We start from the raw sequence: 13,117 nt of genomic DNA on the forward strand, positions 1-13,117 counted from the left end.
TGCTTGCAACCCTGCGGTTCTTCTGGGCTATAGTGCCGCGGTGCCCCGCCTTCAGGTGTGGTTTTGGGGACGCTGCCGGGGGCAGCGGGGCCGCACAGTATGTTCAGGGGCGGTAAGGGGAATTGCCAGATGGCCTTGATGCTTAAACCGTTGCGCACGGTGATGACCGCTGCGCTGCTCACGATCGCCACCTACGGCGTCGCCGCGGAACTCGCTGGCGGCCATCCGGACACCTACGTGGTGAAGAAGGGCGACACCCTCTGGGACATCGCTGGACGCTTCCTCAAGAAGCCGTGGCTGTGGCCGGAAATCTGGCAGGCGAACCCGCAGGTCAAGAACCCGCACCTCATCTTCCCGGGCGACGTCCTGTCGCTGGCATACCTGGACCGCGTCGCGGTGCAGGAAGGCCCGCGCCAGGAAGCGCCGATCAACGCCATCCCGCTGTCCGAGGTCGAATCCTTCCTCAAGGACCTGCGCGTGGTGGACGAATTCGAACACCTGCCCTACGTGGTCGGCCTTGAAGGCGATCGCCTGCGCAGCGCCGGCAACCAGCTGGTGTACGTGAAGGGCCTCGACGCCGCGCAGCCGGGCCAACGCTACATGGTCGTCCGCCCGAGCCAGCGCTTCCAGACGATGGATCCGGACCGCTGCTGCGAGCCGTCGGGCCGTCGCGCGCAGACGCTGGACTTCCGTGGCCAGCGCAACTGGGGCACCGAAAGCCTGTGGGCGTACCAGCTCCCGCCGGGCGGCGGCGAATTCCTGGGCTACGAGCTGGCCAAGGTCAGCACCGCAACCGTTACCCGCGGCATCGTCGGCGACGCCGAGGCCGCCACGCTGCTGGTGGACGACAACGGTCGCGAAGTGCGCGCCGGCGATCGCCTGATCCCGGTGGAAGCCCAGTCCTACGACCTGCAGTTCTTCCCGCACGCCCCGGCGCAGGAGCCGGCCGTCGAGAAGGCCCGCGTCATCGCGGTGACCGACATGGTCAGCAGCGGCGGCACGCGTGACGTGGTCGCCCTCTCGGTCGGCGCCGCGGACGGCGTGGACAACGGCACCGTGTTCTCGGTGTGGCGCCAGGGCAGCATCGAAGTCGACCGCGTGCGCGCAGGCATCGACCGCAGCCCCGACGCGCATACCCGCGGCGAGAAGGTGAAGATGCCCGACGAGTTCGCCAGCCACGTCATGGTCTTCCGCACGTTCGACAAGGTCAGCTACGGCCTGGTGATGGACGGCGTCGCGCCGACCCGCCTGGGCTACCGTTTGAAGCATCCGGACGCGACGAACTGACGCCACGTCGGGAAGTTTCCTGATCGAACCACGCGACGGCGCCCTAGGGCGCCGTCGTCGTTTGCGGGCGATGCTGGCGCGATGACCGCCCGATCCGAAGACGCCTCCGACGATATCGAAACCCTCGCGCTGCTGAGGCTGATCGCCGCGGGCGGCAGCAGCCCGGCGCGATGCTCGCTGATCGAGGGCTTCGGTGGCGCGGCGCAGGCCGTCGCCGCGGGGCCCGCCGGGTGGCGCGAAGCCGGGTGGTCGGACGAACAGGTCTCGGCGCTCTCCTCCGCTGTCGCGCCGCGGGAAGCGATTGCCTGGCTGCGCGGCCCGTCGCACCACCTCGTCGGCTGGCATCAGGAGGACTATCCGCCGCCACTGCGCAAGTCGCCCAACCCGCCGCTCGCGCTGTTCGTCGCGGGCGACCCCTCGCTGCTCTGGCAGCCGTCGGTCGCGGTCGTCGGCAGTCGGGGGCCCACGCCCGGCGGTCGCGACAACGCGCGCGACTTCGCCCGCGCATTCGCCGCGTCGGGTCTGGTCGTGGCAAGCGGGTTGGCCGCGGGGATCGACACGGCCGCACACCTGGCCACGCTCGACGCAGGCGGCCGCACCATCGCGGTGCTGGGGACGGGCCCCGACGTGCCCTACCCGCGCGCCAACACGGACCTCCACTCCCGCATCGCGGACCCGGCCGTGGGCGCGATCGTCAGCGAATACCTGCCCGGCACCGGGCCGGTCGCGTTCCACTTCCCCAGCCGGAACCGGATCCTCGCCGGGCTCTCCGTCGCGACGGTGGTGATCGAGGCCGCCGAGCGCTCGGGCGCCCTGATCACCGCCCGCCTCGCCTCCGAGGCCGGGCGGGAGGTGTTCGCGGTGCCGGGCTCGATCCATAACCCGCTGGCACGCGGTTGCCATCGACTCATCCGGGACGGCGCGGGGCTGGTCAGCTGCGCAGGGGACGTGATCGATGCCCTCGCGCCGCAGATCGCTGCCCTCGCCCAGGACTTGCGGCGGCAGCTCGGCGCCCCCATCCACCCCGCTCAGGCGGTCGAGCCGGACGCCCGGGGCGGTTCAGGGGTCCACGACCCCGACTACCACACCTTGTGGAACGCCCTGGGCCATGACCCAACCGCTATGGATCAACTGGTGCAGCGGACCGGATTGACGGCCGCGGCAGTGTCCTCCATGCTGCTGCTCATGGAGCTTGATGGCCGGGTTTTTTCGCAACACGGCCGGTATTTCCGCAGTCGTTGAAGGCTCCCGTTCAGGGACTCCACGCGGCCCCGCGGGCCTTCCGCAAGTTCTGCCCACCGCGCCGCGTGCGGCGCAGGCCGAGGGAAATGAAAGAGAGCATCCTGGACGTCCTGCTTTACCTGTTCGAGCACTACTTCACCGACGACGCGGATCTCGTCCGCGACCGCGATTCACTCCGCAGCGGCCCCCTCTTCGACGAACTCGGCAAAGCCGGCTTCAGCCCGGCCGAGATCAACAAGGCCTTCGAATGGCTCGACGCGCTGGCCGAGCAACGGCCCAGTGCGAGCGCCCCGCGCGCGAACGGTCCTGTCCGCGTGTTCTTCGGCCCTGAACTCGACAAGCTCGACGTCGAATGCCGGGGGTTCCTCCTCTTCCTGGAGCAGCACGGCGTGCTCGATGCCGGCCAGCGCGAGCTGGTGCTCGACCGCGCGATGGCGCTGGACCAGGACGAGATCGACCTGGACGACCTGAAGTGGGTCGTGCTGATGGTGCTGTTCAACCAGCCGGGGTCCGAAGCGGCCTACGCCTGGATGGAAACGCAGATGTTCGAGGACGAACCCGAGCCGGTGCACTGAGCATCGCCGGACGTCCGTAGCGCGCCTGGGGAGGCGCAGCCGGTCGGGCCACCATGGCCCGCCGAACAATCAGGGGATTCGCATGACGGACTGGTACTACCACCTGCCGGGTCAGGGCCGCGTGGGTCCACTGGGGGCCGACGACGTACGCGAGGCCTACCGCGAAGGCCGCGTACAGCGCGACACGCTGGCCTGGCACGTCGGGGCGCGCGACTGGCTGCCGCTCGACCGGTTTTCCGATTCCCTGAGCCTCGATGAAATCGCAATGCCTTCCCCTGCCTACGCGGCGCCCGCGGCCGTGGCAGGCGACGCCCTTGATCGCACCTCGCCCTATGCGCCGCCACGTGCGGAACTGAGCGAGGCCGGCGATTACCACGCCGCTGCCGGCGAGGTCGTCTACGCCGGTTTCTGGAAACGCCTGGCGGCGCTGATGATCGACTCGCTCGTCGTCACCCTCGCGTACTACGTACTGCTGATCGTCGCGGTCATCGCCTTCAGCATCGGCCTCTCGGATGCCCTGAGTGGCAGCCCCGGCTCGGCCGGCGCCGCCCAGCTGATCGGCGTGGTGGCCGTGTTCGCCTACCCGATCGTCAGCGCGCTTTATTACGTCAGCCTGGAGTCGTCCGCGACGCAGGCCACGCTGGGCAAGATGGCCGTCGGCATCAAGGTCACCGACGATGCCGGGCGCCGCATGAGCCGCGGGCGCGCGCTTGGCCGCTGGGCCTCGCACCTGCTGTGCTACCTCACGATGTACATCGGCTACTTCATGGCCGGGTTCACTGACCGCAAGCGCGGCCTGCACGACATGGTGGCCGGCACGCTGGTGGTCGACCGCTGGGCCTACACGGCGCATCCGGACCGCCAGCGCCGCGGGCTCGGCACCGTGGCGCTGGTCCTGCTGATCCTCGGCGGCCTGGCGGTCGTGGCGTACGCCGGGATCCTGCTCGCCGTCGCGATCCCGGCCTACCAGGAGTACGTCCGCCGGGCCGTCGGCGGAGGCTGAGCCGCACGCTGAACAGGCAGGCCGCAGCGCGGCGCCCATCCCGGCTTCACGCCGCCGCGCTTGACAGCGCCCGGCGGCGCGTGGCCTCAATAGAAAAAGAGAAGCCCCCGCACGCCCGCGCCGGATGCCGCGGGCGTAGTCTTCTCCCGCCCCCATCCGCCCCCATCCGCCCCCATCGCAGCACCGGGACAGGTCCTGCGGAGCCCCCATGGCCAAGAATCTCCTCATCGTCGAGTCGCCCGCCAAGGCCAAGACGATCAACAAATACCTCGGCAAGGACTTCACCGTCCTGGCCTCCTACGGCCACGTCCGCGACCTGGTGCCCAAGGAAGGCGCCGTCGATCCGGAGCGCGGCTTCGCCATGCGCTACGACCTGATCGACAAGAACGAGAAGCACGTGGACGCCATCGCCAAGGCCGCCAAGGGTGCCGACGCGCTCTATCTGGCGACCGACCCGGACCGTGAAGGCGAGGCGATCAGCTGGCACATCGCGGAAATCCTGAAGGAGCGCGGCTTGCTCGAAGGCAAGACGCTGCAGCGCGTCGTGTTCACCGAGATCACGCCGCGCGCGATCAAGGAAGCGATGACGCAACCGCGCGCGATCGCCTCCGACCTCGTCGATGCCCAACAGGCGCGCCGCGCGCTGGACTACCTGGTCGGCTTCAACCTGAGCCCGGTGTTGTGGCGCAAGGTGCAGCGCGGGCTGTCGGCCGGCCGCGTGCAGTCGCCGGCGCTGCGCATGATCGTCGAGCGCGAGGAGGAGATCGAAGCCTTCGTCGCGCGCGAGTACTGGACCATCGAGGCCGAGTGCGCGCATCCGACGCAGGCCTTCACCGCCAAGTTGATCAAGCTGGACGGCAAGAAGTTCGAGCAGTTCACCGTGACCGACGGCGACACCGCCGAGGACGCCCGCAAGCGCATCACGGCCGCCGCCAACGGCGCGCTGCACGTCACCGACGTCGCATCGAAAGAGCGCAAGCGCCGCCCGGCCGCGCCGTTCACCACTTCCACGCTGCAGCAGGAAGCCTCGCGCAAGCTCGGCTTCACGACGCGCAAGACCATGCAGGTCGCGCAGAAGTTGTACGAAGGCGTGGCGATCGGCGAGGAAGGCACGGTCGGCCTGATCACCTACATGCGTACCGACTCGGTGACGCTGTCGCAGGACGCCATCGGCGAGATCCGGGACGTGATCGCCCGCGACTACGGCACGCGCGCGCTGCCCGACAAGCCCAACACGTACCAGAACAAGTCGAAGAACGCGCAGGAAGCGCACGAAGCCGTGCGCCCGACCTCCGCGCTGCGCACGCCGTCGTCGGTCGCGCGCTACCTCAGCGACGACGAGCGCAAGCTTTACGAGCTGGTGTGGAAGCGCGCCGTCGCCTCGCAGATGGTGCCGGCCACGCTCAACACCGTGTCGGTCGACCTGGCCGCCGGCAGCGAGCACGCCTTCCGCGCCTCGGGTACGACGGTGGTCGATCCGGGCTTCCTCGCCGCATACGAGGAAGGCAAGGACACCAGGACCGCGGACGACGAAGACGAAGGCCGCAAGCTGCCGGCGATGAAGACCGGCGACCGCGTGCCGCTGGACCGCATCCACGCCGACCAGCACTTCACCCAGCCGCCGCCGCGCTACACCGAAGCGGCGCTGGTGAAGGCGCTTGAGGAATACGGCATCGGCCGTCCGTCCACCTACGCCTCGATCATCCAGACGCTGCTGTTCCGCAAGTACGTCGAGATGGAAGGCCGCAGCTTCCGTCCGTCCGACGTGGGCCGCGCGGTGTCGAAGTTCCTGTCCTCGCATTTCACGCGCTACGTCGACTACGACTTCACCGCCAAGCTCGAGGACGAACTCGATGCGGTGTCGCGCGGCGAGGAGGAATGGGTCCCGCTGATGGAGAAGTTCTGGGGCCCGTTCAAGGAACTGGTCGAGGACAAGACCGAATCGGTCGACCGTTCCGAGGCCACCGGCGCGCGCGAACTGGGCACCGATCCCAAGAGCGGCAAGCCGGTGAGCGTGCGCCTGGGCCGCTTCGGGCCGTACGCGCAGATCGGCGACAAGGACACCGACGAGAAGCTCGAATTCGCGTCGCTGCGTCCGGGCCAGTCGATGCACACCATCACGCTGGAAGACGCGCTGGAGCTGTTCAAGCTGCCGCGCAAGCTCGGCGAGAACGCGGGCCACGAAGTCAGCGTCGGCATCGGCCGCTTCGGTCCGTTCGCCAAGCGCGGCACGACGTACGCGTCGCTGACCAAGGAAGACGATCCGTACACGATCGACCTGGCGCGCGCGGTGTTCCTGATCGAGCAGAAGGAAGAGATCGCGCGCAACCGCATCATCCGCCAGTGGGATGGCAGCGACGTGCAGGTGCTCAACGGCCGCTTCGGGCCGTACATCAGCGACGGCAAGCTCAACGGCAAGATTCCGAAGGATCGCGAGCCGGCCTCGCTCTCGCTGGAGGAAACCACGCAGTTCCTCGCCGACACAGGCAAGCCGGTTCGTCGCGGCTTCGGCAAGAAGGCCGCCAAGAAGGAACCGGCGGTGAAGGTGAAGAAGGAAGCCGCCGCGAAGAAGGCGCCTGCCGCCAAGAAGGCGCCGGCGAAGAAGGCTGCGGCCAAGAAGACCCCCAAGAAGGCTGCGAAGAAGACCACCGCCGCCAAGAAGACCGCTGCGAAAACGGCCGCCAAGAAGGTCGTGAAGAAGGCGAAGGCGTAAACGCCTTCATCTTCTCTGGCTGACCCCCTCTGACGTCATCCCGGCGAAAGCCGGGATCCAGGCTGGCAGCGTCGGTGGGGCCGAGGCTGTCCCTGGCGTGTATCGACGCACGCGTTATCCTCGCGCCATGTCCACGCCGCTGACCTTCAAGGACGCCGCCGCCGCGCTACGCCGGGGCGGCGTCGTCGCGTATCCCACCGAAGCCGTCTGGGGGCTGGGCTGCGACCCGTTCGACGAAGCGGCGGTGACGCGGCTGCTCGCCATCAAGCAGCGGCCGGTCGACAAGGGCGTCATCCTCATCGCCAGCGCGCGTTCGCAGTTCGACGGGCTGCTCGACTGGGACGCCCTCACCGCGCCGCAGCGCGAAACGGTGCTCGCCAGCTGGCCGGGCCCGAACACCTGGATCGTCCCCACGCTGCCGCGCGTGCCGCGCTGGATCACCGGCTCACACGACGGCGTCGCCGTGCGCGTGAGCGCGCATCCGGACGTGATCGCGCTCTGCGAGGCGTTCGGCGGGCCGCTGGTGTCGACGAGCGCGAACCTGGCCGGCGAGCCGCCGGCGTTCACGCGCGAGGCGCTGGATCCACGCGTGCTCGCGCTGCTGGACGGTGTCACGACCGGCGAAACAGGCGGCCTCGCCTCGCCGACCGCCATCCGCGACGCCCGCACCGGCGCGCAGATCCGCGCCTGAACACACGGCAGCGCTGGACCCGCCGCCGCCGCGCATCGCGCTTCCTTCGTCACCCCGGCCGACGCAAGATGCGCCCATGCGCCCGGCTCTCCGCATCGTGACCCTGTCCTTCCCGCTGCTGCTCGCGACGGTGGCTGCGTCCGCGGCGGAGATCACGATCTACCGCTGCACCGATGCGAACGGGCAGCTCGCGTTGCGCGACACGCCGTGCAAAAAGGGCGAGACGCAGCAGACCAAGGAAATGCAGCGCCCGAAGGACGCGCCGCCCGCCGTGCGCCGCGCCGCTTCCGCACCGAAGGCGACGCCGGCCGCGGCGGAGCCCGCGACACGCTATCTCGTCAGCGCGCCCGCGCGGCCGATGTACGAATGCGTCACGCCCGACGGCAACCGCTATCTGAGCGACACCAGCGCCGGCAATCCGCGCTGGGTGCCGCTGTGGACGCTGGGCTATCCCGGCTATGCGGGCCTGCTGCCGCCGCGCCGCGAGTTCTATCCGGGCAGCGTGCAGGCCAACGTGCAGGGCCAGTTCAACGGTGGCGACGGCCGCTATTCGGTGAGCATCGGCGATCGCCCGCCGCCGCGTCCGCCGCACGACGTGCCGCCGCCGGGGTACGCGGTCGATTCCTACGGCGCCGGCACCTGGGTGTACGACGAATGCCACGCGCTGCCGCAGGAAGAAGTCTGCGCGCGCCTTCGCGACGAACGCTGGGAACTCGGCCGTCGCTACAACAGCGCGCTGCAGAGCGAACGCGGCGACATCGATCGCCGGCAGCGCGGCATCGATGCGCGCCTGGCCAGCGACTGCGGGGGCGGTTGATGCGGCGACTGCACATCGGCACGCTCGCGTTGTCGTTCGTCCTGGCGATGCCCGCCGCGCATGCGCAACTCGTCATCTATCGCTGCACGGATGCGTCTGGCGCCGTCACGCTGCAGAACGGCACGCCCTGCCCCAAAGGCAGCAAGCAGCAGAAGAAAGTAATGGAGGCGCCGGCGCCCGCTGCGGCGCCCGCGCCGGTCGCGCCGCCCGCGGTTTCGCCGCCACCGCAACCCGCGCCCGTCGTCGCGCCCGCGCCCGCACCCACGCCACCGCCGCAAGCCGTCGCCACGCCGAAGCAACCGCCGCCGGCGCTGTTCGAATGCCGTACCTGGGACAACACGCGTTACTTCGGCGAGAACCCGCAACCGCCACCGCGCTGCGCGCCGATGCAGGTGACCGGGCTCGACGGTTCCAATGCGATGGCCGGCGGCGCCGCATGCCAGATGATGGACGACCAGTGCCAGCCCGTCGCCGAGACCGCGCTGTGCGACGCGTGGAGGCAGCGCGTGCGCGAGCTCGATGCGCGCGCGACGTTCGGCGGCGGCGACGCCGTCCCCCCGGAAGAAGCCGAACGCATCCGGCGCGTCCTTGCCGACAGCACCTGCACGCCCTGACGGCGTCGTGACGCCGCAGCGCTGGCCGCCGGCGCGCCCCGCACGCGTTTGAACTCAGGGCGAAGCGGCGGCCCCGCCGCACGACCGGACGGCCGTCCCGAGGCCGCCACGAGCGCAAGGGAAGACTCTTGGAGATGGACTTGTCCGCAGTGCGCCCCGCGCTCGGCTGGTGGACGGTGTCGGCCCTGATCGTGGCCGCGCTGCTGCTTGCCGCGCTCGCACTGTTCGTCCTGCGAGAACGCATTCCCGCGCACTGGCAGCAGCCGGTGCGTGCGCTCGTCTTCGGCGTGAAGATCGACGACGACATCCGCATCGCGATGCCCGACGGCACGCACCTGGCCGGCACGCTGTATCGCCCGCGCAACGTCGACGGCCCGCTGCCCACGGTCTACGTCCGCCTCCCCTACGACCGCCGCCGTTACGGCGAGGCCATCGGCGAAGGCCTGTTCTTCGCGCGCAACGGGTACGCCGTGTTGTTGCAGGACGTACGCGGCAAGTTCGAATCCGAAGGCGACGACTTCCTGCCATGGCGGCACGCCACCGGCGACGGCGTCGCCACGCTCGACTGGATCGTCCGCCAGCCGTGGTCGAACGGGAAGGTCGGCACGATCGGCTGCTCGGCGCTGGGCGAACTGCAATACGCGCTCGCGCGAGCGAACCATCCCGCGCATGCGGCGATGATCCCGATTGCCGCCGGCGGCGCGGCCGGCGACGTGGACGGCCAAGCCGGCTACTTCGGCGCGTTCGAAGGCGGCGTCTTCCAGCTGGCGGGTGCGGCGGGCTGGTTCGCCAAGCACGGGATGAAGGCCGACCACCGCCCGTGGCCGAACGACCTCGACATGGCATCGGCGCTGCCGACACTGCCGGCGATCGACGTCGTCAAGCGCGTGCGGCCCGGGGCGAACGGCTTCCAGGACTTCCTGCAGACGCCGCTCGGCGACGCACGCTGGCGCGCGCTGGACTACGTGTTCTCCGACGACCGCCCGACCACGCCGGCATTGGTGGTCGATACCTGGGGCGATCCCAGCCTGGCCGGCACGCTCGCGCTGACCGAATCCGTGCGCCGGCATTCGCCCGACGCGGCGCGCGCGCAGCACGTGCTGATTGCGCCGGGAAACCATTGCGAACAGGAACTCGTCGTCGGCATGGGAAAGTTCGGCGAACTGCCGGTGCGCAACGCGGCGCAGCCGTATCGCGACTACTACCTCGCATGGTTCGACCACTGGCTGCGCGGGCGCGGCGACGGCCTCAAGGCGCTGCCGCCGTATCGCTATTTCGTGCTCAACGAACAGCGCTGGCTGGACGCGACGCAATGGCCGCCGGCCGAAGCGCGGCCGCAGTCGTGGTACCTGTCGAGCAACGGCCACGCGAACAGTCGCGACGGCGACGGCGTGCTCGCGCTGGAAGCCGCGCGCGAGATCCGCTCCGACGACTTCATCCACGATCCGACGGATCCGGTTCCCTCGCGCGGCGGCCCGCTGTGCTGCACGGGCGATCCGAACCAGCGCGCCGGCCCGGTCGACCAGCGCGACGTCGAGACGCGCAAGGACGTGCTCGTCTACACCTCCGCGCCGCTGCAGCAGCCGCTGCGCATCGTCGGCAAGCTCAGCGCGCAGCTGGTGGTGTCGTCGACCGCGCCCGATACCGACTTCGTCGCGCGCCTGGTGCACGTGTGGCCCGACGGCCGCGCGACGAACATCCAGGAAGGCGCGTTGCGCGCACGCTACCGCGACGGCGTCGAACGCCCGAGCCTGATGACGCCGGGCCAGCGTTACGTGCTGGACGTGCCGATGCGGTCGATCGCCTACCTCGTTCCCCGCGGCCATCGCATCCGGCTGGACATCAGCAGCTCCAGCTTCCCGCGACTGGAGCGCAATCTCGGCACGGGCGGTCGCAACTACGACGAAAGCGTCCCGTCGAAAGCGCTGAACCGCGTCTTCCACGGCGGCGATGCGGTGAGCTTCGTCGAGATCCCCGTGCTCGACCTTCCGGTGCCGGACGAGAGGACGTTCCCGGGGCCGCGCTAGACGCCGAACGGATACGTCTCCGGCACCTGCGTGTCGTCGCGTTCCGGCGCGGCGATCGCATGCACCGCCTGCGTCTTGTCGAACCAGACGTAACCGTCGTACTGCCGCGCGAGCGATGCGCGCGCGTAATGGCTTTGCAGCTCGGTGTCGGGGCGGTAGATCACGCCGATGAAGCGCTGCAGGCGCGGTTCGGACAACGCGTGTCGCAGCGCCTCGCCATGGCCTTCGCGGAGGTCTAGGAGGAAGCGTTCGATGCCGCTGTCGTGGCACAGCCGCTCCACGCTGCCAGCGCGCGACGGACGTACGTCCATCACTTCCATCTCTTCGCCCCAGTCGTGCGCGGCGGCGACGGTGCCGGCGTGCGTGCCGAAGCCGATCAGCGCCGCTTCGCCTGAATGCCGCTGGCGAACGAGCTGGCCGATGTTGTGCTCGCCGCGCGACTGGCCCATGTCGGTGTGGCGCGCGTCGCCGATGTGCGAGTTGTGCGCCCACACCACCGCGCGCGAACGTGGGCCGTGCGCGCGCAGCAGCAGGTCGAGCGTGTCCGCCATGTGCTCGTCGCGCAGGTTCCAGCTTTCCGCGCCGCCGTAGTACATCACGCGGTAGTAGCGTTCGGCCGAGGCGACCAGGCGCGCGTTCTGCGCGGCGTCGAGATGGTCCGGCTCGAGTTCGTCGATATCGCCCAGTCGTTCGTCGAGCAGGTCGCGACACTGCCGCACCACCGCTTCCTCGCACATCGCGTGCCCCGCGCGCAGCGCGGCGCGACCGTAGACTTCCGGCGAACTCTGCCAGGGCGTCAGGCAACCGTAACGTTCGCGCGCGACGGCGGCTGCGTCCGGATCGGTGCGATCGAGGTAGTCGAGCACCGCCTCGATCGATGCATCGAGGCTGTAGATGTCGAGGCCGTAGAAGCCCACCTGCTCGGTGTATTCGCGTCCCTGGTTGTAGCGGCGCATCCAGCCGGCGAGCGCGGCGACTTCACGGTTGCGCCACATCCACGTCGGAAAGCGCGCGAACACCGCGCCGTGCGGCCGCGGCGGCAGGTGCCGCACGTGGCGATTCACGACCGATGCGTCGGGCCAGTCGGCTTCCACCGCGACCAGCGTGAAGCCATGCCGCTCGACCAGCCGCTGCGTGATCGCGGCCCGTGCGGCGTAGAACTCCGATGTGCCATGGCTGCATTCGCCCAGCAGCACGACGCGCGCGTCGGCGAAACGTTCGAACGCGTCGGCGAAGGCTTCCTCGTCGATAGCGGGCAGCGGGATGGCGTGTTCGGCCACGAGCGATGCGGCATCGTCCGCGCGCGCTGGGGTTGCGCGACGGCTCGCCGCGCGGCGGCCATCCTCGGCCCAGCCCTGCTCGCCGACCAGCGGAACGAACATCACCGCGCCGAGGTCTTCGCGTTCGAAGGTGTCCTGGCCGGTACGGACGACCTTCGTCAGCTCCTGCACGTCGCCGTCGTCGCCGACGGGAATGACGAGTCGCCCGCCGATGGCGAGCTGCGCCTGCAACGCCTGCGGCGGCGCGGGTGCGCCCGCGGCGACGACGATGGCGTCGAATGGCGCGGCGTCGGGCCAGCCGCGACTGCCGTCGCCGGTGTGGACGTCGATGTTGTCGTAGCCCAGCTGCGCGAATCGCGCACGCGCTTCGTCGGCGAGCGAGGCATGGCGTTCGATGGTGTGCACCTCGCGCGCGAGGCGCGACATCACGGCCGCGGCATACCCCGATCCGGTGCCGACTTCGAGCACGCGATCGCCGGGTTCGATGTGCGCGGCTTCCAGCATCAGCGCGACGATGTACGGCTGCGAGATCGTCTGGCCCTCGCCGATGGGCAGCGCGCTGTCCTCGTAGGCGAACTCCTCCATGCCGGCCTCGACGAAGCGTTCGCGCGGCACCTCCGCCATCGCGGCGAGCACGCGTGCATCGCGCAATCCACGCGCTGCCAGGTGGCTGCGCACCATGCGCATGCGCGCGGCATCGAATGCGGCCATCTCGTCCTGTCGCGTGTGGGCTGCCCCATTGATGCCCACGCGCATGTTATGCGCCGGTCACGCGCGCGGCGCGAACCCTTCACCTGTTCGTTCCGTCGCACGCGGTAGGCTACACGTGCCTGGAAAGGAGGTCCCACGAACGAAAGTTCATGATCCT

The 13,117-nt window shown here is 69.8% G+C and carries 10 protein-coding genes; 9 read left to right on the plus strand and 1 reads right to left on the minus strand.

Features of this window, described 5'->3' with window-relative positions:
- Positions 1-138: 138 nt before the first annotated feature.
- The 9 genes from DX912_RS11540 to DX912_RS11580 all read left to right on the plus strand — a co-directional run bounded on the left by DX912_RS11540 (position 139) and on the right by DX912_RS11580 (position 10,969).
- Positions 139-1,287 (plus strand): LysM peptidoglycan-binding domain-containing protein, encoded by a 1,149-nt coding sequence (locus DX912_RS11540; RefSeq protein WP_115842828.1) that lies wholly within the window; start codon positions 139-141, stop codon positions 1,285-1,287.
- Positions 1,288-1,368: 81 nt separating this feature from the next.
- Positions 1,369-2,529 carry a DNA-processing protein DprA gene (dprA, locus tag DX912_RS11545; protein ID WP_115842669.1) on the plus strand — a complete coding sequence of 387 codons (1,161 nt, stop codon included), beginning with the start codon at positions 1,369-1,371 and terminating at the stop codon, positions 2,527-2,529.
- A gap of 86 nt (positions 2,530-2,615) precedes the next feature.
- Positions 2,616-3,104 carry a DUF494 family protein gene (locus tag DX912_RS11550; RefSeq protein WP_115842670.1) on the plus strand — a complete coding sequence of 163 codons (489 nt, stop codon included), beginning with the start codon at positions 2,616-2,618 and terminating at the stop codon, positions 3,102-3,104.
- A gap of 82 nt (positions 3,105-3,186) precedes the next feature.
- Complete coding sequence (locus DX912_RS11555) at positions 3,187-4,107, plus strand: RDD family protein (RefSeq protein ID WP_115842671.1); 921 nt, start codon at positions 3,187-3,189, stop codon at positions 4,105-4,107.
- 208 nt (positions 4,108-4,315) lie between these two features.
- A complete protein-coding gene (locus DX912_RS11560) occupies positions 4,316-6,820 on the plus strand; it encodes a DNA topoisomerase I (RefSeq protein ID WP_115842672.1) in 2,505 nt (834 codons plus the stop codon).
- A gap of 127 nt (positions 6,821-6,947) precedes the next feature.
- Positions 6,948-7,511, plus strand: coding sequence for an L-threonylcarbamoyladenylate synthase type 1 TsaC (gene tsaC / locus DX912_RS11565; protein ID WP_115842673.1), 564 nt, complete (start codon positions 6,948-6,950; stop codon positions 7,509-7,511).
- A gap of 97 nt (positions 7,512-7,608) precedes the next feature.
- On the plus strand, positions 7,609-8,328 hold the full coding sequence (locus DX912_RS11570) for a DUF4124 domain-containing protein (RefSeq protein ID WP_325050573.1): 720 nt from the start codon (positions 7,609-7,611) through the stop codon (positions 8,326-8,328).
- Positions 8,328-8,942, plus strand: coding sequence for a DUF4124 domain-containing protein (locus DX912_RS11575; RefSeq protein WP_115842675.1), 615 nt, complete (start codon positions 8,328-8,330; stop codon positions 8,940-8,942). Before DX912_RS11570 ends, DX912_RS11575 begins: the two co-directional genes overlap by 1 nt.
- A 134-nt stretch (positions 8,943-9,076) precedes the next feature.
- The gene (locus DX912_RS11580; protein WP_115842676.1) at positions 9,077-10,969 is read left to right on the plus strand and encodes a CocE/NonD family hydrolase; all 1,893 of its coding nucleotides are present in this window, start codon (positions 9,077-9,079) and stop codon (positions 10,967-10,969) included.
- On the opposite strand, the gene DX912_RS11585 is transcribed toward DX912_RS11580, so the two are convergent.
- Entirely contained in the window at positions 10,966-12,960 is a 1,995-nt protein-coding gene (locus DX912_RS11585; protein WP_115842677.1) for a protein-L-isoaspartate(D-aspartate) O-methyltransferase, read from the minus strand. The genes DX912_RS11580 and DX912_RS11585 overlap by 4 nt on opposite strands.
- Positions 12,961-13,117: the final 157 nt, after the last annotated feature.

The sequence above is a fragment of the Lysobacter soli genome (genome assembly GCF_003382285.1).
In the GTDB taxonomy this organism is placed as follows: Bacteria; Pseudomonadota; Gammaproteobacteria; order Xanthomonadales; family Xanthomonadaceae; genus Lysobacter_J; species Lysobacter_J soli.